22 protein-coding genes and 1 pseudogene are annotated in these 20,508 nt (G+C 71.8%); 11 read left to right on the top strand and 12 right to left on the bottom strand.

Going from position 1 to position 20,508, the window contains the following annotated elements:
• Positions 1-31 precede the first annotated feature (31 nt).
• Positions 32-881, bottom strand: a pseudogene (locus tag DDP54_RS03405) (IS5 family transposase); the annotation flags it as partial.
• Positions 882-929: 48 nt separating this feature from the next.
• Positions 930-1,994 carry an NAD(P)-dependent alcohol dehydrogenase gene (locus DDP54_RS03410; RefSeq protein WP_242448196.1) on the bottom strand — a complete coding sequence of 355 codons (1,065 nt, stop codon included), beginning with the start codon at positions 1,992-1,994 and terminating at the stop codon, positions 930-932.
• Positions 1,995-2,114: 120 nt separating this feature from the next.
• On the opposite strand from DDP54_RS03410, the gene DDP54_RS03415 reads away from it, so the two are divergent.
• Entirely contained in the window at positions 2,115-2,462 is a 348-nt protein-coding gene (locus DDP54_RS03415) for a nuclear transport factor 2 family protein (protein WP_109130560.1), read from the top strand.
• A 356-nt stretch (positions 2,463-2,818) separates the two neighbouring features.
• Positions 2,819-3,073, top strand: a complete 255-nt coding sequence (locus tag DDP54_RS03420) for a phosphopantetheine-binding protein (RefSeq protein WP_109130561.1) — start codon at positions 2,819-2,821, stop codon at positions 3,071-3,073.
• A 37-nt stretch (positions 3,074-3,110) separates the two neighbouring features.
• On the opposite strand, the gene DDP54_RS03425 is transcribed toward DDP54_RS03420, so the two are convergent.
• Entirely contained in the window at positions 3,111-4,292 is a 1,182-nt protein-coding gene (locus tag DDP54_RS03425) for a methyl-accepting chemotaxis protein (protein WP_109130562.1), read from the bottom strand.
• Between the two features lie 138 nt (positions 4,293-4,430).
• Between DDP54_RS03425 and DDP54_RS03430 the strand changes: the two genes are divergently transcribed.
• Positions 4,431-5,438, top strand: coding sequence for a patatin-like phospholipase family protein (locus DDP54_RS03430; protein ID WP_109130563.1), 1,008 nt, complete (start codon positions 4,431-4,433; stop codon positions 5,436-5,438).
• A gap of 163 nt (positions 5,439-5,601) precedes the next feature.
• Here the strand turns inward: DDP54_RS03430 and DDP54_RS03435 are convergent, their stop codons facing one another.
• Both DDP54_RS03435 and DDP54_RS18330 read right to left on the bottom strand, forming a co-directional pair.
• On the bottom strand, positions 5,602-6,930 hold the full coding sequence (locus DDP54_RS03435; protein WP_197711300.1) for an AarF/ABC1/UbiB kinase family protein: 1,329 nt from the start codon (positions 6,928-6,930) through the stop codon (positions 5,602-5,604).
• A 23-nt stretch (positions 6,931-6,953) separates the two neighbouring features.
• Positions 6,954-7,091 (bottom strand): hypothetical protein, encoded by a 138-nt coding sequence (locus DDP54_RS18330; protein WP_197711301.1) that lies wholly within the window; start codon positions 7,089-7,091, stop codon positions 6,954-6,956.
• A gap of 113 nt (positions 7,092-7,204) precedes the next feature.
• Here DDP54_RS18330 and DDP54_RS03440 point away from each other — a divergent pair, with 113 nt between their 5' ends.
• From DDP54_RS03440 to DDP54_RS03455, 4 genes are read left to right on the top strand one after another with little or no spacing between them, the layout of a single operon-like run.
• On the top strand, positions 7,205-10,036 hold the full coding sequence (locus DDP54_RS03440) for a cation-translocating P-type ATPase (protein WP_109132322.1): 2,832 nt from the start codon (positions 7,205-7,207) through the stop codon (positions 10,034-10,036).
• On the top strand, positions 10,033-10,989 hold the full coding sequence (locus tag DDP54_RS03445; protein WP_197711302.1) for a cation diffusion facilitator family transporter: 957 nt from the start codon (positions 10,033-10,035) through the stop codon (positions 10,987-10,989). Before DDP54_RS03440 ends, DDP54_RS03445 begins: the two co-directional genes overlap by 4 nt.
• A 43-nt stretch (positions 10,990-11,032) precedes the next feature.
• Positions 11,033-12,004, top strand: coding sequence for a C4-dicarboxylate transporter (locus DDP54_RS03450; protein WP_158274439.1), 972 nt, complete (start codon positions 11,033-11,035; stop codon positions 12,002-12,004).
• Positions 12,001-12,855, top strand: a complete 855-nt coding sequence (locus DDP54_RS03455; protein ID WP_109130565.1) for an HAD-IIB family hydrolase — start codon at positions 12,001-12,003, stop codon at positions 12,853-12,855. Before DDP54_RS03450 ends, DDP54_RS03455 begins: the two co-directional genes overlap by 4 nt.
• A gap of 58 nt (positions 12,856-12,913) precedes the next feature.
• On the opposite strand, the gene DDP54_RS03460 is transcribed toward DDP54_RS03455, so the two are convergent.
• The 3 genes from DDP54_RS03460 to DDP54_RS03470 are packed head-to-tail and all read right to left on the bottom strand — an operon-like array spanning position 12,914 to position 14,582.
• Entirely contained in the window at positions 12,914-13,918 is a 1,005-nt protein-coding gene (locus DDP54_RS03460) for an NAD(P)-dependent alcohol dehydrogenase (protein ID WP_109130566.1), read from the bottom strand.
• Positions 13,915-14,148 carry a helix-turn-helix transcriptional regulator gene (locus DDP54_RS03465; RefSeq protein WP_109130567.1) on the bottom strand — a complete coding sequence of 78 codons (234 nt, stop codon included), beginning with the start codon at positions 14,146-14,148 and terminating at the stop codon, positions 13,915-13,917. The genes DDP54_RS03460 and DDP54_RS03465 overlap by 4 nt, the downstream gene beginning before the upstream one ends.
• Complete coding sequence (locus DDP54_RS03470; protein ID WP_242448197.1) at positions 14,142-14,582, bottom strand: hypothetical protein; 441 nt, start codon at positions 14,580-14,582, stop codon at positions 14,142-14,144. Before DDP54_RS03470 ends, DDP54_RS03465 begins: the two co-directional genes overlap by 7 nt.
• A 476-nt stretch (positions 14,583-15,058) precedes the next feature.
• Between DDP54_RS03470 and DDP54_RS03475 the strand changes: the two genes are divergently transcribed.
• Positions 15,059-15,244 carry a hypothetical protein gene (locus DDP54_RS03475; RefSeq protein ID WP_109130569.1) on the top strand — a complete coding sequence of 62 codons (186 nt, stop codon included), beginning with the start codon at positions 15,059-15,061 and terminating at the stop codon, positions 15,242-15,244.
• A 29-nt stretch (positions 15,245-15,273) separates the two neighbouring features.
• Here the strand turns inward: DDP54_RS03475 and DDP54_RS03480 are convergent, their stop codons facing one another.
• On the bottom strand, positions 15,274-16,863 hold the full coding sequence (locus tag DDP54_RS03480; RefSeq protein ID WP_109130570.1) for an MFS transporter: 1,590 nt from the start codon (positions 16,861-16,863) through the stop codon (positions 15,274-15,276).
• An 84-nt stretch (positions 16,864-16,947) separates the two neighbouring features.
• On the opposite strand from DDP54_RS03480, the gene DDP54_RS03485 reads away from it, so the two are divergent.
• Positions 16,948-17,556 carry a TetR family transcriptional regulator gene (locus tag DDP54_RS03485; protein WP_109130571.1) on the top strand — a complete coding sequence of 203 codons (609 nt, stop codon included), beginning with the start codon at positions 16,948-16,950 and terminating at the stop codon, positions 17,554-17,556.
• Positions 17,557-17,586: 30 nt separating this feature from the next.
• On the opposite strand, the gene DDP54_RS03490 is transcribed toward DDP54_RS03485, so the two are convergent.
• Positions 17,587-18,237 carry a histidine phosphatase family protein gene (locus DDP54_RS03490; protein WP_109130572.1) on the bottom strand — a complete coding sequence of 217 codons (651 nt, stop codon included), beginning with the start codon at positions 18,235-18,237 and terminating at the stop codon, positions 17,587-17,589.
• 95 nt (positions 18,238-18,332) lie between these two features.
• Positions 18,333-18,548 (bottom strand): hypothetical protein, encoded by a 216-nt coding sequence (locus DDP54_RS03495; RefSeq protein WP_197711303.1) that lies wholly within the window; start codon positions 18,546-18,548, stop codon positions 18,333-18,335.
• A 125-nt stretch (positions 18,549-18,673) separates the two neighbouring features.
• Here DDP54_RS03495 and DDP54_RS03500 point away from each other — a divergent pair, with 125 nt between their 5' ends.
• Together DDP54_RS03500 and DDP54_RS03505 are read left to right on the top strand one after the other, a co-directional pair.
• Positions 18,674-19,024 carry a metalloregulator ArsR/SmtB family transcription factor gene (locus DDP54_RS03500; RefSeq protein WP_109130574.1) on the top strand — a complete coding sequence of 117 codons (351 nt, stop codon included), beginning with the start codon at positions 18,674-18,676 and terminating at the stop codon, positions 19,022-19,024.
• Positions 19,021-19,509, top strand: coding sequence for an SRPBCC domain-containing protein (locus DDP54_RS03505; RefSeq protein WP_109130575.1), 489 nt, complete (start codon positions 19,021-19,023; stop codon positions 19,507-19,509). The genes DDP54_RS03500 and DDP54_RS03505 overlap by 4 nt, the downstream gene beginning before the upstream one ends.
• A 47-nt stretch (positions 19,510-19,556) precedes the next feature.
• Here the strand turns inward: DDP54_RS03505 and DDP54_RS03510 are convergent, their stop codons facing one another.
• A complete protein-coding gene (locus DDP54_RS03510) occupies positions 19,557-20,489 on the bottom strand; it encodes a zinc-binding dehydrogenase (protein WP_197711304.1) in 933 nt (310 codons plus the stop codon).
• Between the last annotated feature and the right edge of the window lie 19 nt (positions 20,490-20,508).

Raw genomic sequence — 20,508 nt, forward strand, 5'->3', positions numbered from 1 at the left:
CCGCTTCCGGACATTCTCGGGTCAGGGTGGCGGCGAGGTGGATCGCGGCACGGTAGCTGCGGGCGCTCTTGTCGGTGCGCATCGCGATCCCGCGCCATTGCTTGAGCTTGTTGAAACACCGTTCGACGACGTTGCGGCCCCGGTAGCGCAGGCGCTGGTCTGGGCCGAAGTCGATCGGCCGTCCGGGCTTTTTGCGGCGGTGGGCGATCTGGTCGTTTCGTTCGGGGATCGTCGCGGCGATCCCGCGGGAACGCAGCCAGGCACGGTTCGCCTTGGAGGGGTAGCCCTTGTCGGCCAGGACCCGGTCCGGGCGGGTGCGTGGGCGCCCGGCCCCGGCCCGTGGGACGCGGACCTGGTCCAGCACGGCGGCCATCATCGTGGTGTCGTTGACGTTCCCACCGGTGAGCACCCAGCTCAGCGGGCGGCCCTTGCCGTCGGCGACAAGGTGAACCTTGCAGGTCAGGCCGCCGCGGGAGCGACCGATCGCGTGGTCAGGCGGTTCGGCCCACGGATTCTTGTGATTCGCCGACGCCCCCTGTGTCCCGCGCCAGGGTCGCGCCGTGCTGGTGGACACGCGTGATCGTCGAGTCGATCGAGACCACCCACTCCAGCCTTCCTGCCGCGTCGGACTGACGCTGCACCTCGGCCACAAGCCCGACCCAGGTGCCGTCGGCGGCCCAGCGCGTAAACCGCTTGTAGATCGAGTTCCACTTCCCGAACCGCTCCGGCACGTCCCGCCACGGCGCACCGGTGCGGTACTTCCACACCATGCCCTCGACCGCCAGACGGTGATCCGTCCACGGACGCGACCGCCCCGACACCGCCGGCATCAGCGGCTCCAGGACAACCCACACCTCGTCAGAGATCTCGCGACGCGCCACCGATCAAGGGTCCCCGAACTACCCCCGAAACCTCTTGATCAACACGCCCTAGGGGACCAGGATCCCGCGGCCACGCAGGCGGCCCGCATCGAGGTCGTCCATCGCGTCGTTGACCGCGTCGAGCGGGTAGGTCTGCGTGAGCATCTCGACCTTGCCGTCGGCGGCGAGCACCATGAGCTCGACCAGGTCGTTGTAGCTGCCCACGAGGTTCCCGACGACGTTGCGCTCGGTCGAGATGACGTCGATGGTCGGGATGTCGACGGTCCCCCCGTACCCGATGACGAAGTCGCTGCCGGCCCGCCGCGTCATCGCCCAGCTGTCGTGCTCGGCGCCGCGCTCCCCGACGAAGTCCAGCACGACCTCGGCGCCCTTGCCGTCGGTCAGCTCGAGGACCGTGGCGACGTGCGAGCCGTCCGCGACGACCGTCACGTCCGCCCCCCAGGCGCGCGTCAGGGCGAGCGCCTCCTCGTTGCGGTCGAGCACGACGATCCGGGTGGCACTCATGGCCCGCAGCGCCTGGATGCCGAGGTGGCCGAGCCCGCCGGCACCCATCACGACGCACGTCGTGCCGGGATGGAGCAGCGGGACCGCCTTCTTGACCGCGTGGTACGCCGTCAGGCCCGCGTCGGCGAGCGCCGCGACCGCAGCCGGCTCGACGCCCTTGCCGAGCTTGACCACGGAGCGCGCCGAGGTCTTGATCAGCTCGGCCATGCCGCCGTCGGTGTCGATGCCCGGGAACGCCTGCGCCTCGCAGTGCACGTCGTCCCCGGCCCGGCAGGCCCGGCAGAAGCCGCACGTGGCCAGCGGGTGCAGGATCACCGCGTCGCCGACCTGCACGTGCTCGACGGCGGAGCCCACCGCGTGCACCCAGCCGGCGTTCTCGTGGCCGAGCGTGTACGGGAGCGCCACGTTGCTCTTGGCCGCCCACTGACCCTCGACGATGTGCAGGTCGGTGCGGCACAGGCCCGCGCCGCCGACCCGGACCACGACGTCGAAGGGATGGGTGATGACGGGCTCAGGGACGTCCTCGACCAGGGGCCGGACCTCGTACTGGTGCAGCCGAACCGCCTTCATGACGCCTCCCGACAGCGGGACGACGCCGTCGTCGTCCACTCGTCAGACCGTACCGAGATTTGACCCGACTTGGCATGGACAAGGGGGGCAATCGGAGGAAACTTGAGCCAGCCGGCAGCCCGGCCGCTCCGTCAGTCCCGATCGAGTGAAGGGAACGTCATGACGACCACGAGGACACCCGAAGAGGTCTTTGCGCACCACGGCCAGACGCTGGGCGGCGAGGACCTCGAGGGGATCATCTCCGACTACGCCGACGACGCGATCCTCATCGTGCAGGGCAAGGTGTACCGCGGCAAGGACGGCGCACGGCAGGTCTTCATCCAGCTGCTCAGCGACGTCCCGCAGGCGCAGTGGGAGCTGGAGACCGTGTTCGCCGACGACGTGCTGTACCTCGGCTGGAAGGCGACCGGCGGTGGCCGCAAGGTCGAGAACGGCGTCGACACGTTCATCTTCGCCGACGGCATGATCCGCGTGCAGACCGTCGTCTACACGGTGCAGCCGGCCTGACGCCCCGGTCGCGGCGCCGGCGGTCCGCTCGGTCGACCGGGCGGACCGCTGGCGTCGCGCAGCGTCGCGCGTAGAGTCCGAAGGGACTCGTGACTCGGGGAGATGCCATGGCGCGTCTGAGCATCCTCGACCGGTTCCGGCCGGTCGGAGCTCCCGGTCCCGCGGGCCCGGTCGGCGTCCCGGCCGTCGACGAGGGCACAAGGCCGAGCTGGCGCCCGTCTTCGCCGCTCTGGCCGCGGACGTCGAGACGTGCCGGCAGCTGGTCGAGGACGCGCAGCAGCAGGCCGACCGCACCGTGGCGGTGCCGTCTTCCTCACCGCGCTCGACCGCCTGCTGCAGGCACCGGAGGAGCTGTGATGGACGAGAACGCACTGCACGCGACGGTCCTGCGTGTCCTCGGCGAGGTCGCGCCGGAGGTGGACCTGACGAGCGTCGACCCGGGCGAGGACCTGCGCGACCAGCTCGACCTGGACTCGATGGACATCCTGAACCTGGCCATCGGGCTGTTCCAGGCGACCGGGGTCGAGGTGCCGGAGCGCGACTACAACCGCATCGTGACGGTCGACGGCGCCGTCGGCTACCTCGCGCAGGCGATGCCGCCACCGGCCTGACAGGACCAGCGACCGCCGAGAGCAGCGGCCGCCGGGATCAGATGGTGAACGCTGCGACGCGGGTGCGGAGGTCGGCGGAGAGGCGGGCGAGCTCGGTCACCGAGTCCCCCATCTGCCCCAGCACGTGTGCGGAGGCGTCCGCGGACGTGGCGACCCCGGTGATGTTCGACGCGATCTCACTGGACCCCATCGCCGCCTCCTGCACCCCCCGAGACATCTCGTTCGTCGTGGCCGTCTGCTCCTCCACCGCCGAAGCAATCGTCAGCTGGTAGTCGTTGATCGACGCGATGATCGCCGAGATCTGCCCGATCGCCGCCACCGCCCCCGCCGTGTCCACCTGGATCGCCTCCACCCGCCGCGCAATGTCCTCCGTCGCCCGCGCCGTCTCCGACGCCAGCTCCTTGACCTCCCCCGCCACCACCGCGAACCCCTTCCCGGCCTCCCCCGCCCGCGCCGCCTCGATCGTCGCGTTCAACGCCAACAAGTTCGTCTGCGCCGCGATCCCCGTGATCACCTTCACCACGTTCCCGATCTCCTGCGACGACGTCCCCAGCTTCATCACCGTCACATTCGTCGCCGCCGCCACCCCCGTCGCCTGATTCGCGACCTTCGCCGCCTCATTCGCGTTCTGCGCGATCTCCCGGATCGAGGCACCCATCTGCTCCGCCCCCGCCGCCACCGTCTGCACATTCCGGCTCACCTGCTCCGCAGCAGCCGCCACCACCCCCGCCTGCACACTCGTCTCCGCCGACCCCGCCGACACCTGCGCCGACGACGCCGACATGTCCTGCGCGGTCGACGCCATCCCGTGCGCGGTCTGCATGAGCTGGGCCATCGTGTCGCGCAGCGCCTCCGTGGCGCGGTCGATCGACGAGGCTGCCTGACCGATCTCGTCGTCGCGGTCCAGGCCGGTGCTCCGGGTCAGGTCGCCCGACGCCAGCCCCTCGGCGACGTACTGGACGCGCCCGAGCGAGCGGCTGACCCGTCCGGCCATCCAGATGCCCACGCCGATCGGCATGACGACGCCGAACACCGCGACGGAGGTCGTGATCGCGTCGAGGCCCGCCCGCACGGCCACGACGACCAGCGGCACGATGGACCAGCCGACCGTCAGCATGAGCTTCGTCAGGAAGGAGGCGTCCGAGAGCCAGCCGACGAACCCGCCGCTGCGCTGAGAGGTCGTCGTCGGCTGCGAGCCGCGCTGTGTCGAGCCGGCCATGAGTACTCCCTGGAGACCTGCATGAGTTAACCGTCCTTCCCGTCGGCCACGCGGGGCCGATCGTGAGTGATTCGGGGCTCCGACCGGGAGCGACCGGAACACCTGCCCGGGTTGTCGTGGGGTCGTAGTGTCGATGTCGTGGCACCCGGACAACGCGTCGCCCTCGCCCTCGGCAGCGGCGGTGCGCGCGGGTACGCCCACATCGGCGTCATCGCGGTCCTGGAGGAGCGCGGCTACGACATCGTCAGCGTCGCGGGCTCCTCGATGGGGGCCCTCGTGGGAGGCCTCCACGCCGCGGGCACCCTCGGCCCGTACGCCGAATGGGCTCGCACCGTCACCCATCGCGACGTCCTGCGCCTGCTTGACCTCTCGATCAAGGGCCCGGGTGCCATCCGTGGGGACAAGATCCTGGCCCGGGTCAGCGAGCTGCTCGGCACGGCGCTGATCGAGAACCTGGCGATCCCCTTCACCGCCGTGGCGACCGACCTGCTCGCCCGCCGGGAGGTCTGGTTCCAGCATGGCCGCATGGACGCGGCCATCCGGGCGTCGATCGCGCTGCCGGGCTTCTTCACCCCGGTGATGATCGGCGGCCGCCTGCTCGCCGACGGCGGGATGATCAACCCCGTCCCCGTCGCGGCCCTCACGGCGGCGCACGCCGACCTGACCGTGGCGGTGTCGCTCGGCGGGGAACGGACCGGTAGCCCGGGGCACGAGTACGCGGCGTTCCGCCCTGCCGAGGAGCTGCTGGGCCGGGTCCGCCGCACCGTCGGTCAGGTCCGCGAGTTCGAGCTGCCGCGGTTCCAGGCCGGCCATCGGGTCCCGGGACACGGCTCGCCGCCGGTCGTCATGCCGCCGATCGAACCCGTGGATCTCGTGCCGCCGTTCCCGCCCGGGCTGCGGACGGTCGACGTCATGAACCTGTCGCTCGAGGCGATGCAGAGCGTCCTGACGCGGTACCGGCTCTCCGGCTACCCGCCCGACGTGCTGGTCACCGTGCCGAGCGACGCGTGCCGGACGATGGACTTCCACCTGGCCACCGAGATGATCCAGCTCGGTCGCGACCTGGCGATCGAGGCGCTCGACATGCTCGAGGCGACCGCGGACCACGGGTCGCCGCGCGGGTCAGCACCTCCCATCGTGGGCTGACCGGCCCTCAGCGCAGCGTCCGGCCACCCCTGCTCCGCAGGCTCGAGCCGACGAGGTAGGCGCCGAGCGCGCCGAGCGCCGCGAACCCGGTGCGCACCAACGGCTCCTCCCACGAGCGGTACTGCCGCGAGTCGGCCGCTGACGACGTGGCCGACCCCCCCGATCAGCGCGGCGGCGATCGTGCCCGCGACGAGCCGGTTGCCGATCCGCTCGAGCTGCGTGACCAGGGGCCTGAGCTCGTCGGTCCGCAGGTGCACGTCGAAGCCGCCCTGCTCGAGGACCGCGAGCGCCCGGCGCAGGTGGTCGGGGCGTCGGCACCGAGCTGGAGGGCGTCGGTCAGGATCGCCCTGAGCGAGCGGGCGAGGGCGTCCGGCGCGAAGCTCTCGACCACGAGGCGGCGGATGAAGGGCGTCAGGATGCCCCACAGGTCGAACTCGGGGTCGAGCTGGCGGCCGAGCCCGTCGACCATGACGAGCACCTTGAGCAGCAGGGCCATCTCCCGCGGCAGCTGGAGGTGGTGGGCACGCAGCACCGCGATGACCTCGGCGACGAGCTCTGCGGTCGGGATCTCGGCGAGCGGACGGGCTGCGTGGTGCCGGACAAGCCGGTCGAGCGAGGACCGCAGCGCGTCGCGGTCACGGGGGCGCGCCTGCCCGCACATGTCAAGGACCGCCCGGGTCAGCCGGTCGGCGTCCTTGCGGGTCACGGCGACCAGCACGCGGACCAGCTGGGTGCGCAGCGCGTCGTCGAGGACACCGACCATGCCGAAGTCGATGAGCCCGATCCTGCCGTCGGCCTCGACGAACAGGTTCCCCGGGTGGGGGTCGGCATGGAAGTAGCCGGCCTCGAAGATCATCGTGCACAGGAGGTCGGCCGAGCGCACCGCGAGGTCCTTGCGGTCGATCCCCGCCGCGTCGAGCGCGGCGATGTCGTTGACCTTGATGCCGCGCACGCGCTCGAGGGTCAGCACCCGGGACGTCGTGCGCTCCCAGGCGACCACGGGGATGTGGATCCTCGGGTCGCCCGCGAGCTGCTCGGCGAAGCGCTCCGCGTGGCGCGCCTCCTGGAGGTAGTCGAGCTCGGCCCGCATCGTCTCGCTGAACTCCTCGACCACGTCGTGCTCGCGCGCCGGCGCCCAGGTCCGGCTGGCGATCTCGGCGAGCTCCCGCAGGATCTCGAGGTCCTGCGTGACGCTCTCGACGGCGCCCGGACGACGGATCTTCGCGACGACCTCGACGTCGTCGATCAGCGCGGCGTGCGCCTGTCCGATGGACGCGCTCGCGAGGGGGACGTCGTCGAACGCCGCGAAGGCCTGGTCAGCGTCCTCGCCGAGCTCGTCGCGGATCACCTCGCGCACCGCCTCGACCGGCACGGGCGTCGCGGCGTCCTGCAGCTTGGCGAGCTCCGCCACGTACGCGGGCGGCAGCAGGTCCGCGCGGGTCGAGAGGATCTGCCCGAGCTTGACGAACGTGGGTCCCAGCTCCTCCGCCATGGCGCGCACCCGCTCGGGCTGCGTCAGGTGCTGCGACGCGGGTGCGCCCCTGCCCCGAGCGAGGACCGCAGCCCCGGGCCGACCGCGCCGAGCAGGAAGCCCCACCCGTACCGGGTCATCGTCTCGACGATCTCCCGGTACCTGTTCCGTCGCCCGCTCATGGCGCCCTCATCCCGGCATGCCGGCCCGGCGCGAGCAGGTCCCCATGTCAGCAAGTTAGTCGCGGCGGGCAACCGCCGCCCGGGTCGACGCTGCCGGTGGCAGAGTGGTCGGCATGGCGAGCGCCAGTCTCGAGACCGATCCCTCGCTCGTGGACGCGCGGACGGTGCTGCGCCGGGTGCGGTCCGACTCCGACCGGGGCCTGTCGTCGGACGAGGCCGCCCAGCGCCTGGCCACGGTGGGCCCGAACGAGATCGCGACCGCGAAGCCGGTGCCGTCGTGGCGCAAGCTCGTCGCCCAGTTCCGCGACCCGCTGATCTACCTGCTGCTGGCGGCGATCGTCATCTCGGTCGTCGCCTGGTGGGTCGAGGGGGCCGACGGGCTGCCGTTCGACGCCCTGGTGATCGCGGTCATCGTCGTGGCGAACGCGGTCCTCGGCTACGTGCAGCAGGCCCGGGCGGAGAACGCGGTCGCAGCGCTGGCGCGGATGACCGCGACCACCGCGACCGTCGTGCGCGACGGCATCCAGGTGCGGCTCCCGACCCGCGAGCTGGTGCCCGGGGACGTGCTGGTCCTGGCCGAGGGCGACACCGTCGCCGCGGACGCCCGGCTCATCTCCGCGGCCACCCTGAGGATCGCCGAGTCCTCGCTCACCGGGGAGAGCGAACCCGTCCTGAAGGACGCCCGGACGCTGACCGAACCCGCCGCGCTCGGCGACCGGTTCGACATGGTCTTCAACGGCACCGCGGTCACCCAGGGTGTCGGTCGGGCGGTCGTGACCGGCACCGGGATGGCGACCCAGATGGGTCAGATCGCGGACCTGCTGCACGCCACCCACGAGGGCCCGACCCCGCTGCAGCGGGAGATCTCCCACGTGGGGCGGGTGCTCGGCCTCGCGGTGATCGCGATCGCGATCGTGGTGATCGGGACGATCTTCCTGGTCTTCGGCGTCCACTCGCTGGGCGACGTCGTCACGGCTCTGCTCCTGGGGGTCTCGCTCGCCGTCGCAGCGGTGCCCGAGGGACTGCCCACGATCCTCACCGTCGTGCTCGCGCTCGGCGTGCAGCGGATGGCGACCCGGCACGCGATCGTCAAGAACCTGTCGTCGGTCGAGACCCTGGGCTCGGCGTCGGTGATCTGCTCGGACAAGACCGGGACCCTGACCAAGGGCGAGATGACGATCGGCTGCGTCGTCACCGCGTCGGGCGAGGTCACGGTCACGGGCGCCGGGTACCGGCCCGACGGCCAGGTGCTCCACGACGGCGTCGCGCTCCTGGCCGGGAGCGACCTGTGGACCGAGACCGCGCTGGTGCTCGGCGGCGGCAGCCTCGCGAACAACGCCACGCTGCGCGAGGAGGACGGCGAGTGGGTCATCCAGGGCGACCCGACGGAGGCCGCCTTCATGGTGGCCGAGATCAAGCTGGGCACGCAGGACGACCGCGCCGGACGGTTCCAGCGCCAGGGTGAGATCCCGTTCACGTCCGAGCGCAAGATGATGACGAGCCTCGAGGCCGACGCCCAGCGCGCCGGCCGGCTCGCCGTGGTGACCAAGGGCGCCCCGGACGTGCTGCTCGACCGGTGCTCGCACGTGCAGGTCGCCGATCGCCACGTGCTGCTCGACGTGGACGGCAGGGCCCGGATCCTGCGCGATGTCGAGCGCCTGTCCGACAAGGCGTTCCGCACCCTCGGTGTGGCCTACCGGCCGCTCGACGTCTGGGCGCCGCCGGCCCTCGACGACTCCCTGGAACGAGGACTGGTCTACGCGGGCACGGCAGGCATCATCGACCCGCCCCGCGCCGAGGCAGCCCTCGCCGTCGCCGAGGCCCACCGGGCCGGCGTCCGGGTCATCATGATCACCGGCGACCATCCCCGCACGGCGAGCCGCATCGCGCGCGACCTCGGCATCGTCGAGCGCGAGCACGTCGCGGTGACCGGTCTCGAGCTGGACCGGCTCGATGCGGACCAGCTGCGCGAGACAGTGCGCCACCGGTCCGTCTACGCCCGGGTGACCCCGCAGCACAAGCTGCGCATCGTCGACGCCCTCCAGGCCGACCACCACGTCGTGGCCATGACCGGCGACGGGGTCAACGACGCCCCGGCGCTGAAGTCCGCCGACATCGGGGTCGCGATGGGTGTGACCGGCACCGAGGTCACGAAGGAGGCGGCGAACATGATCCTCGCCGACGACAACTTCGCGACCATCGTCCAGGCCGTCCGCGAGGGCCGCGGCATCTTCCTCAACATCAAGAAGTTCCTGCGCTACCTGCTGTCCTCGAACATGGGCGAGGTCCTCACGGTCTTCTTCGGGGTCATCCTCGCCGGGGTCCTCGGGCTGGCCCACGTCGACGGCACCGTCGCCCTCCCCCTGCTCGCGACCCAGATCCTGTGGATCAACCTGCTCACCGACAGCGCACCCGCGCTGGCGATGGGTGTCGACAACGAGACCGAGGACGTGATGAGCCGCCCGCCGCGGTCGCTCCAGGACCGAGCCATCGACGGCCGCATGTGGGGCGGCGTCATCCTCCTGGGTGTCGTCATGGCGGCGGTCACGCTGCTCACCATCGACCTGTTCGTCGCCGGCGGGCTCATCGAGGGCACCCATTCGCTGACCAACGCGCGGACCGCCGGCTTCACCGTCCTCGTGCTCGCCCAGCTCTTCAACGTCCTCAACGCGCGCTCCGAGACCGCGACGGCCTTCCACCGGCTGTTCGCGAACGCGTGGCTGTGGGGGGCGATCGCCCTGTCGGCGGCGCTCCAGGTCGCCGTCGTCCACCTGCCCGTCCTCAACCACGCGTTCACGACCGCGCCGCTCACCGGCAACCAGTGGCTCGTGTGCGTGGCGATGGCGAGCACCGTGCTCTGGGTCAGCGAGCTCCGCAAGCTGGTCCTGCGCCTGGTCGACCGGTTCAGCCACCGACGCGCACTGGCCGAGGAGCGTGCCGCATGACGGGTCAGACCCGACCGGGCGGTCCACAGGAGGACAGGCTGCTGTTCCGCTTCATGCTGCTCTCGCTGGCGGCTGCGGTCGTGACCATCGCCCTCAAGGTCGGCGCGGCGGTCATCACCGGGTCGGTCGGGTTCCTGTCCGACGCGATGGAGTCCGGCGTCAACCTCGTCGCCGCGGTCGTGGCACTCTTCGCGCTGCGGGTCGCCGCGCGGCCGTCCGACGCGAGCCACCACTTCGGCCACGGCAAGGCCGAGTACCTGTCCGCGCTCGTCGAGGGGGCGATGATCTTCGTCGCCGCGACCGCGATCGTGTGGACGTCGATCCAGCGGCTCCTCGCGCCAGCCCCTGTGCTCAAGCCCGGGGTCGGCCTGGCGCTGTCGACGGTCGCCTCTCTGGTCAACCTCGCCGTCGGCGTGACGCTGCACCGTGTGGGCCGGGCGCACCGCTCGGCGACCCTCGTCGCGGATGGCAAGCACCTCCTGACCGACGTGTGGACGTCGGTCGGCGTGCTCGTCGGGATCGCCCTGGTCGCCCTGACGGGCTGGCAGCCGCTCGACCCCATCGTGGCGCTCGCGGTCGGGGTGAACATCCTCTGGACGGGCTACCGCCTGCTGCGCGGGTCCGTCAGCGGACTGCTCAGCGCGACCCTCCCCGAGCACGAGCGCGCGCAGATCGACACCGTGCTGGAGCGGTACCGCACGGAGCGTGGCGTGACGTTCGCGCCGCTGCGCACCGTGGAGTCCGGTCGGCAGCGGTTCGTGTTCGCCGTCGTGACGGTCCCCGCGGGCTGGACCGTCCAGGCGGCGCACGACCTGACGGTGCAGCTCGAGGCGGACATCGACGAGGTGCTGCCCGGCACCGAGACGTTCGTCCACGTCGAGCCGCAGGCCGAAGCGCAGGCCGACCAGCAGGCCGAAGCGCAGGCCGAGCCGCGGACCGTCTCCTCGGGGTAAGCGCGCGCCAAGTCCGCCACCGCCGTTGTGCGAGGCTCCTGTCGTGACCACCAGCACGCTGCGCCCCGTGCGCGTCCCGCTCAGCGCCTTCGGCCCCGCGTTCGGACTGTCGGGGCTCGCCGGCACGTGGACCGCTGCGGCGCACAGCCTGGGTGCACCCGCGGCCGTCGGCGCGGCACTGTGGCTCGTCGCCACCGTGACGTGGGTCGTGACGACGGCCCGGTACCTCGCCCGTCCCGGCGGCCCCCGCGCGATCCTCGCCGACCTGCGCCACCCTGCCGCCGGCCCGTTCGCGGCGCTGTTCGCGATCGTGGGGCTGCTGCTCGGCGGGCGGCTCGTCGCATCGGCACCCCGTGCCGGCGAGATCGTCGTGTGGACCATGGCCGTGGTCGCCGTCGTCTTCGCTGCCTGGTTCCTCGCGGTGGCCCTCCAGGGCGGCGGTGCCCTCGACGCCGTGCACGGCGGCCACCTGCTCCCCACCGTGGCGGCCGCGCTCATCTCGGGCCAGTCGCTCGCCGTCGTGGGCGCACGCCACATCGCCGTCGGTGCGTGGGCGGTCGGCATCCTCTTCTGGATCATCGTCGGCACCGTGATCCTCGCGCGCCTCGCGTTCCGCCCGCCGCTGCCCGACGCGCTCGTGCCCACCCTGGCCATCCTCAGCGCCCCGCCCGCGGTCGCCGGCAACGCCTGGTTCGCGCTCAACGGCGGCACGGTGGACGTCGTCGAGGAGCTGCTGCTGGGCACGTTCGTCGTGCTCATGCTCGTGCAGGTGTTCCTCGTCCCGCGCTACGCCCGGCTGACCTTCGGCCTGAGCTTCTGGGCGCTCACCTTCACGGCCGCGTCGAGCGCGACGTTCGCCCTGCGGTGGCTCGTGCTGACCGAGCCGGCCGGATACCGCGTGTGGAGCTGGGTCGTGGTGGCCGGAGCGACGGGTCTCATCGGCTGGGTCGCCGCACGGTCTGTCGTGCTCGTCGTGCCGAAGCTTCGGCCCCGCGCGCAACGTCTGAGAGAATGAGAGGGCTGTCCGCGTCGCGCGGACCCTCGAGCCACCCTGCACCGCACGGCTCGGATGCCCGCCGCACCTCCTGGAGGCTCGCCCTGTCCCCCGCACCTCGGCTCGTCGCGTTCGACCTCGACGACACGCTGGCCCCCTCGAAGTCCCCCCTCGACCCGCGCATGGCGGACCTGCTGGTGCGCCTGCTCGATGTCGTCGAGGTGTGCGTGATCTCGGGCGGTCAGTTCGGCCAGTTCCAGATGCAGGTCGTCGACCGCCTCGGCGCGGCGACGCCCGCCCAGCTCGCGCGGCTGCACCTCATGCCCACCTGCGGCACGCAGTACTTCCGGCACACCGGCGAGTCGTGGGACCAGGTGTACGCGCAGAACCTCACCGAGGACGAGAAGTCCCGGGCGCTGGCCGCCGTGACCGAGTCCGCGCAGGCCCTCGGGCTGTGGGAGTCCGAGACCTGGGGACCGATCCTCGAGGACCGCGGCAGCCAGATCACGTTCTCGGCGCTCGGGCAGGCCGCACCGGTGGCCGCGAAGACCGCCTGGGACCCGACCGGCTCCAAGAAGACGTCGCTGCGCGAGGCGGTCGCCGCCCAGCTGCCCGACCTCGAGGTGCGCTCGGGCGGGTCGACGTCCGTCGACATCACGCGCAAGGGCATCGACAAGGCCTACGGCATGTCGCGGCTCGCCGAGATGACGGGGATCGACCTGCAGGAGATGCACTTCGTGGGCGACCGGCTCGACGAGGTCGGCAACGACTACCCCGTCAAGGCTCTCGGCGTCCCGTGCCACGCGGTCACCGACTGGGAGAACACGGCCGACTACCTCGACGTCTTCATCCCCGGGCTGTCGGCGAACTAGTCCGCATGCAGTGCCGGTCGCACCTCGGCCGGTCGCACCTGCGCCCGTCGCACCTGCGTCAGGCGCCCCCTGCGGTGACGGCCGCGTCGTCAGGCACGGTCAGCACGACCTTGCCCACGGCGTGGCCCTCGTGCTGGTGCCGCACGGCATCGGCGGCCCGGTCCAGCGGGTAGGTCGCGCCGACCACCGGGGTGACCTGGCCGCTCGCGATGAGACCGGCGAGCAGGCTCAGGTCGTCGGGACGCACGGTCGAGAACAGCCCTCGGAGCGTGTGGCGGACGAACGGCGACAGCAGGACCGCCCCCAGCGAGCGCTGGATCCCGCCGAGCCACCGCCCACCGTTCTCGCCGCCGACGACGACGAGGGTCCCGTGCGGTGCGAGGACCTGGCGCAGCAGCGACAGCGGGCGGTTGCCGGCGGTGTCGAGGACGAGGTCGTAGCGGCGTCCCGTCGCCGTGATCTCCTCGCTCGTGTAGTCGATGACGTCGTCGGCCCCGAGCGAGCGGACGAGGTCCACCTTGGCCGTGCTGCACACGCCGGTGACCTCCGCGCCGAATGCCGTGGCGAGCTGGACGGCGAACGACCCGACTCCTCCGCCGGCACCGATGACGAGAACCCTCTGCCCGGCCTGGACCTTCCCGGCGTCGCGCAGCGCCTGCAGGGCGGTGACGCCCGACACGGGGACGACGGCCGCCTGCTCGAAGGAGACCGTGGGCGGCAGCAGGGCGAGGCTGCCCGGTCGCGCTGTCGCGTACTGCGCGAACGAGCCGTTGCAGGTGCCGAACACGCGGTCGCCGGGGTGCAGCTCCGTCACCTGGGCGCCGACGGCCTCGACGACGCCGGCGACCTCGAGGCCCCGCGTGCGCGCCCGGGGTGCACGCAGACCGAAGCCCATAGCCCGCATCAGGAACGGCCGACCGGCCATCAGGTGCCAGACCCCCGCGTCGACGCCGGCGGCGCGCACGCGGATGAGCACGTCGTCGGGCCCCACCGACGGCGGGTCGACGTCGTCCAGGCGCAGGACGTCGGCGGATCCGTAGGTGTCCTGGACGATGGCCTTCATGAGTGCTCCTCGGAGTCGTCGGGGTACCGGAAGACGGCGTCGAGCGGGACGCCGAACGCGCTGGCGATCTGAAAGGCCAGCTCGAGGGACGGCGAGTACCGGCCCTGCTCGATCGCGATGACCGTCTGGCGGGTGACCCCGGTGCGACGGGCCAGCTCGGCCTGCGTCATCTCCCCGTGCGCGAACCGCAGCGCCCGGATCGAGTTGGTGATCCGTGTCGGCTTCACCACGGCTGGAATCCCCCGCGGTAGGCGGCGATCTTTGCGGCGGACCCGACGGCGGCCGAGAGGACGAACGCGAGGTACGCCGCGTTGGCGATCCAGAACGGGTCGAGCTCGCGCATCGCCAGGACGAGGGCCGCGACGAGGCCGACGACCAGGAACGACTGGCCGACGTGCTCACCGAACCGGTCGATCTCCCGGTCGCGGTCGTCCCGCTGGTCGGCCTCCTGCGGCCAGCGCGCCGCGACGACGACCTTGCCGAGCACAGCCGCGACGACCGCCGCACCGACGGACCACAGCAGCGGCGCGATGTAGGCGACGTCGACGACGGAGGCCCCGTGCGCCCGCAGGAGCACCGTCGCGACGTACCCGCCGTACGCCACGAGGGCGACGACGCCGTAGATCCAGGTGTTCTTCTCGTCGAACGTCATCGGTGCTCCCATGTCAGAGATGTTTGACATGAGGAACGTATGACACAGGCGACATCAAGTCAAGGATCTTTTACATTTCGACCGACAGGTCGGTCACCCGGCCGCTCTCCGCGACTCAGCCGGCGGGGGTCGGGGCGGGATCGAGCCCGACGCGCACGAGGGTTCGGTCGGCCCCGACGGTGAGACCCGGGTCGAGGCCGACACCTCGTCGCCGCGTTCGGCGTGCGGCCGGCGACGAGCCTCGCCGACTCCCTGGCTGGCCGGGCGGGCCGGCGTGCGCGCGGTCGGCGACTGTGTCACTCCCGCGAAGGTCGGGGAGGCCGTCAACGCCGGCTACCTCGCCGCCGTCGACGTGTAGGTCCCTGACGCCGACGGCGGCCCGGTCATCCGACCGGGCCGTCGTCGGCGTGTGGCGCGTGCCCGCGCACGGCACGAGACTGGGTCGGCAGCCTGACTCGGCCGCACGTCGTCGTCCCCCGGAGGAGCCCGTGAGCAAGGCAGTCGGTATCGCCCTCGGCGCGGTGCTCGTCGTCGCGGGTGCGGTGTTCACGGTCCAGGGCCTCGGCTACCTCGCGGGGAGCCCGATGACGGGCGTCACCCTCTGGGCGGTCATCGGCCCGGTCGTCGCGCTCGTCGGACTGGCCCTCGTCGTGCGAGCCGCGCGGACGCGCTGACGCCAGGCCTGCAGTGCCGCCGGCCCGCGTCAGGGCAGGATCGGCCCGCTCACGGGCAACAGCATGTCTGCCTGGTCGGACCGCTCGTCGTCGGGGCCGCCGCGCGACCCATGCCTCGGTCCGCGGAGCGCCACGTAGACCGCGGCGACGACGAGGATGCCAGCAGCGGTGAGGAAGGCGGCGCTGGTCGCATCGACGAAGGCATGCTGGGCGGCGACGACGAGACGATGCCCGGCCGTGCCGAGCTGGGCAAGCTGGTCGGCGCCGAGGCGGGTGAACGCGATGGACGACTGCGCGCGGTCAGCAACAGCGGCGGGCAGCCCCGCGACCGCGTCCGTGAGGCCGCTGCGGTAGGCACCGTTCAGGATCGTGCCGAGGATCGCGATGCCCAACGCGCTGCCGAGCTCGCGCGAGGTGTCGTTCACCGCCGAGCCCACGCCCTGCTTCGACGCCGGCAGCGACGAGACGACGGCGGTCGTCGAGGGCGTCCCGGCCAGCCCCATGCCGGCCGCGAAGAGCACCAGACCGACGGCGAGGTGCCAGTAGACGAGCTCGAGGTCCAGGGTGGTCATCACCAGCATCCCCGATGCGCTGAGCGTCAGACCGAGGGCGACGACCCTGTTGAGGCCGAACCGGTCCGCGAGGCGCGGGGCGGTGCGAGCCACCGGGATCAGGACGGCCGGGAGCGGCAGGAGGGCGACGGCAGCCCCGAGCGGCGACCGTCCGGCGATGTACTGCAGGTACTGCAGGACGATGTAGAAGAACCCGAAGCTGGCGAAGAACTGCGTGGTGATGGCGAGAGTCCCCGTCCTGAAGCCCGGCAGGCGAAAGAGCCGCATGTCGAGCATCGGCTCAGGGTTCCTCAGCTCCCAGCGGACGAAGCCGACGAGCGAGACGGCGCTGAGCGCGAACGTGCCCAGGGTGATGGCACTGGTCCAGCCCCGGTCTGGTCCCTCGATGATCGCGAACACCAGAGCGACCAGACCGACCAGGGACGCGAGGGAGCCGCGAACGTCCATCCGGGGCGGGTGGGCATCCCGCGACGACGGCACGACGACAAGGGTGCCGATGATCGCCAGCACAGCGAGGGTGACGTTGAGCGCGAAGAAGGAGCTCCAGGCGAAGAGCTCGAGCAGGACGCCGGACGCGAACAGGCCGAGCACGGCGCCACCGCCCGCAACACCGACCCAGACCCCGACAGCGCGGCCGCGCTCGTCCGGCGGGAAGGTCGTCGTGATGATCGACAGGGTCACGGGCATGACACCGGCCGCGCCGATCCCCATCACCGCGCGCAGCACGATGAGAGGCTCCGGGGAGGACACGAACATCGCTCCCGCGGCCGCGGCGCCGAAGATCGCCAGCCCGGCCAGCAGCACCCGCTTGCGCCCGTACCGGTCGCCGAGCGCTCCGGCGGGCAGGAGGAGCCCGACGAAGACGAGCGTGTAGGCGTCGACGATCCACGTGATGTCGGTCTGCGAGGCGCCCGTGTCGACCGCGAGATCGGGCAGGGCGACGTTCAGGCCGCTGACGGCCGAGACCACCATCATCAGTGCGAGCGCTATGACCGCGAGCACAGCGGTACGGCGTCGACGGGACAGAGCGGGGCTGGCGTCGGTCATCGAAAATCCTCACGCTATGAATTCGTGGCGTGTGGAATTCTGCGCGTGTAGAGTCCGGATGTCAAGGAGTCAGGGAGGCACAGGATGACGGCACGCGCGCACTCGGGCAGACGACCGGGCGACAGCGGGACGCGGGAGGCCATCGCGCGCGCTGCGCGACGCCAGTTCGCCGAGCTCGGCTACGACCGCACGTCGATGCGGCAGGTGGCCCTCGAGGCGCAGGTCGACCCCACCCTCGTCAGCCACTTCCACGGGTCGAAGCGCCAGCTGTTCCTCTCGGTGATCGGGCTGCCGTTCCAGCCCGCCGAGGTCCTGCCGGGGCTCCTCGCGGGCGACCCGAACGAGGCCGGGGCTCGACTCGCGCGCTTCGCGCTCGGCGTGTTCGAGTCCGACGAGGGCCGCAGCCGCGCCGTCGGCCTGATCCGGGCGGCCACCTCGGAGCCCGAGGCGGCTCGCGTCGTCCGCGACCTGCTGACCCGCGAGGTGCTCGCGCCCCTTGCCGAGGGCATCGGCTCGGACGACGCGGACTACCGGGCTGCGCTGCTGATGTCGCAGATCGTCGGCCTCATCATGGCCCGCTACATCGTCGAGGTGGAGCCCCTCGCCTCGCGCGAGCACCAGGCGGTGGCCGACGCGATCGCCCCGACCCTGCAGCGCTATCTCACCGGCGACCTCTCCGCACCGCTCCCGTAGCCGGTCGAGCGACGGCAGCGGCCGTGTGCCCTACCGGACCAGTGCGGGTGCGGCCGCCGCGACGATCGCGTCGGGCACGCCGTGCCCGGCCGGGTCGATCGCCAGGCTGACCACCCGGCGCCGGCCGTCGCCGTGCACCTCCACCGTCGAGATGCTCGCGTTCGGCAAGGGGTCCATCGGGCGCGCGTCGATCATCGCCAGGTACGCGCGGAGCGTCAGGCCGTGGCTCACGACCAGCACGTGACCGTCCGGGTGATCGCGCTCGATCCGTCCGAACGCCGACCGGACGCGCGCCAGGAACTCGTGCCCGGGCTCCCCACCCGCGATGCCGGCGAACGTCCCGCCGAGCACTTCGGCGAACATCGTGTCCGGGTCATACCGGGCGAGCAGGTCGGCCTCGGGGCGCGCCTCGTAGTCGCCGAAGCCGAACTCGCGCAGGTCCGGGTCGGTGACCCGCGGGGCCCACGGGTGGTGCGCGAGGATCTCGTGCGCCGTGGACTGGGCGCGACCGGTCGGGCTGACGTAGGCGGCCGTGAAGGGATGGGCGGCGAGGAAGGCCGCGGTGGTGCGCACGCCGTCGAGGCCGCGCTCCGTCAGGGGCGAGTCGCACCAGCCCTGGAGCCGGTGCTCGGCGTTGTACTCGGTCTGGCCGTGCCGGACGAGCGAGAGGGTGAGGACCACAGGAACCTCCAGGCGTCAGCCGGCGGCGCCGGCCGTTGACTGCAGGCTAGGAGGGCCTCATGACCACAGGATGTCCGCGAGGTGCACGCGGTGTGTCAGGTCGCGGGCTGTTCGTCCTCGGACCGGGCGGACAGCTCGTCCAGACGGCTCGCCGCCTCACGCTCGACCAGGATCGGCACGTAGTTGCGCACGGGTCCGTCGAAGTGGTGGTGGATGTCCTGCACCGCGTCGCGAACCACGTCCGGGCCGACGTCGGGATACCGCTCGATCAGCCGGTCCTGCACGTGCGCGATCGCCTGATCCTCATCCATCGTGACCATCGGCCCACCATCGCCGAACCAGGACAGATCGGCAACCCCCGGTCTGGCTCTGGCCGCGAGGCGTCCCGGGACCGACCTCTCGCGGGGAGTCGACGTGCCGCGTAACGTACAACCACATGGTTACACGACAGGCGGAACGCGAGGCGACCGACCAGATCTTCGGCGCCCTCTCCGACGCCACCCGCCGGGACATCGTCACGCGCGTCCTGCGCGACGAGGCCTCGGTCTCGACCCTCGCCCGGCACTACGACATGAGCTTCGCCGCAGTTCAGAAGCATGTCGCCGTGCTCGAGCGGGCTCATCTGGTGACCAAGCGGCGCCGGGGCCGCGAGCAGATCGTCTCGGGCGAGGTCACCACCATCCGCACGGCCGCACGACTGCTCGGCGAGTACGAGCAGATCTGGCGCGGCCGCATCGACCGAATCGACGAGATCCTCGCCGAGCCAGCCGAAGGAGCAGCACCATGACCGTCATCAGCACCACGCCGGACACCTCGGCACTGACCCTGACCATCGTGGCCGACCTTGCCGCCCCGCCCGAGCGGGCGTGGCAGGTCTGGGTCGACCCGCGCCAGCTCGAGCGGTGGTGGGGACCGCCGGACTGGCCCGCGACCTTCGTCGAGCACGACGTCGTCGTCGACGGGCGCTCCAGCTACTACATGACCGGGCCCGACGGCGAGAAGGCCCGCGGATGGTGGCGCTTCGTGTCCATCGACGAGCCGCACTCGCTCGAGTTCGAGGACGGCTTCGCCGACGACGCCGGAACGCCCAACCCCGACATGCCCACGATCCGCGCCAGGGTCGACCTGCGCGCGACCGCCGACGGCACCCGCATGACCGTCACGTCCCGCTTCGCGACGCTCGAGCAGATGGAACAGCTCGTGGCCATGGGCATGGTCGAGGGCATGACGGGCGCCATGGGTCAGATCGACGACCTCCTGGTCCGCGTCTGACAGGCCGTCGGCCCGCCCGAGCAACAGGCGGGCCGACGGCGCAGGCGTCAGATGAGGGCGACCAGCCGCCCGGTGACCTTGTTCGCGGTGAGGTCGGCCAAGCCCCGCGGGATGTCGTCGAACCCGATCTCGGTCACCTCCGGGACGAGCTCGCCGGTGGCGACAAGCTCGTAGAGCTCCGCGATGTCCTGCTTGGTCCCGCCGCGCGAGGCGAGCAGGCTGGACTGACGAGTGATCATCTCGCCGAGGCTGATCTGCCCCTCCCGCACGCCGAGCCTGACGAGGACGACCGTCCCGTTGAAGCGGACCGCATGCAGTGCCGCGTCAGTCGTGGTGCCGTACCCGGCGTAGTCGACGATCAGGTCGAAGCCGCCGTTCTCCCACTCGGCGACGTCGGCCACGACGTGCGTGACACCGAGGCGCTCGGCGAGCGGCCACGCGTCCTTCTTCGGCTCCGCCACGTGCACGTCGGCGCCGCGCAGCACGGCCACGCGCGCAGCGATCTGGCCGAGCCCGCCGAGTCCGATGATGCCGACCTTCATGCCGGCCGTGAGCCCCCCGCGCACCACGAGAGCGTGGTAGGACGTCATCCCGGCGTCGGTCATCTGGGCGCCCAGCGTCCAGTCGACCGCGTCGGGGATCGCCACGAGGTCACCGGCGGGTGCCAGGTGCTTCGTGGCGAAGCCGCCGTCGCGCATGTAGCCCGGCACTGATGCGCTGGCCGTCGGGCAGACCGAGACGCGATCGCCGATCGTCCACTCGGTCACGTCCTCCCCGAGGGCCGAGACGACGCCCGCCAGCTCGTGGCCGATGATCTTGTGCAGCATCCAGTCGGCGCCGCCCTGCATCGCAGCGACGTCGGAGTGGCACAGGCCTGCGCCCTTGACGTCAAGGACCACCTCGCCCGGGCCCGGCGTCGGGTCCTCACGCTCGACGAGCTCCAACGGCTGACCGAATGCGACGAGCTCCCAGCCCTTCACGGCGACCTCTTCCTGTGGA

The organism is Cellulomonas sp. WB94 (genome assembly GCF_003115775.1).
Lineage (GTDB): Bacteria > Actinomycetota > Actinomycetes > Actinomycetales > Cellulomonadaceae > Cellulomonas_A.

Excerpts from the sequence above, each read along its gene's own strand:
- DDP54_RS18330 (WP_197711301.1), bottom strand. The coding sequence starts at position 7,091 with ATGAGCGGGCGACGGAACAGGTACCGGGAGATCGTCGAGACGATGACC.
- DDP54_RS03505 (WP_109130575.1), top strand. The coding sequence starts at position 19,021 with ATGACCGTCATCAGCACCACGCCGGACACCTCGGCACTGACCCTGACC.
- DDP54_RS03415 (WP_109130560.1), top strand. The coding sequence starts at position 2,115 with ATGACGACCACGAGGACACCCGAAGAGGTCTTTGCGCACCACGGCCAG.
- DDP54_RS03500 (WP_109130574.1), top strand. The coding sequence starts at position 18,674 with ATGGTTACACGACAGGCGGAACGCGAGGCGACCGACCAGATCTTCGGC.
- DDP54_RS03470 (WP_242448197.1), bottom strand. The coding sequence starts at position 14,582 with ATGGGAGCACCGATGACGTTCGACGAGAAGAACACCTGGATCTACGGC.
- DDP54_RS03440 (WP_109132322.1), top strand. The coding sequence starts at position 7,205 with ATGGCGAGCGCCAGTCTCGAGACCGATCCCTCGCTCGTGGACGCGCGG.
- DDP54_RS03420 (WP_109130561.1), top strand. The coding sequence starts at position 2,819 with ATGGACGAGAACGCACTGCACGCGACGGTCCTGCGTGTCCTCGGCGAG.
- DDP54_RS03425 (WP_109130562.1), bottom strand. The coding sequence starts at position 4,292 with ATGGCCGGCTCGACACAGCGCGGCTCGCAGCCGACGACGACCTCTCAG.
- DDP54_RS03485 (WP_109130571.1), top strand. The coding sequence starts at position 16,948 with ATGACGGCACGCGCGCACTCGGGCAGACGACCGGGCGACAGCGGGACG.
- DDP54_RS03455 (WP_109130565.1), top strand. The coding sequence starts at position 12,001 with ATGAGAGGGCTGTCCGCGTCGCGCGGACCCTCGAGCCACCCTGCACCG.
- DDP54_RS03435 (WP_197711300.1), bottom strand. The coding sequence starts at position 6,930 with ATGGCGGAGGAGCTGGGACCCACGTTCGTCAAGCTCGGGCAGATCCTC.
- DDP54_RS03495 (WP_197711303.1), bottom strand. The coding sequence starts at position 18,548 with ATGGATGAGGATCAGGCGATCGCGCACGTGCAGGACCGGCTGATCGAG.
- DDP54_RS03480 (WP_109130570.1), bottom strand. The coding sequence starts at position 16,863 with ATGACCGACGCCAGCCCCGCTCTGTCCCGTCGACGCCGTACCGCTGTG.
- DDP54_RS03445 (WP_197711302.1), top strand. The coding sequence starts at position 10,033 with ATGACGGGTCAGACCCGACCGGGCGGTCCACAGGAGGACAGGCTGCTG.
- DDP54_RS03460 (WP_109130566.1), bottom strand. The coding sequence starts at position 13,918 with ATGAAGGCCATCGTCCAGGACACCTACGGATCCGCCGACGTCCTGCGC.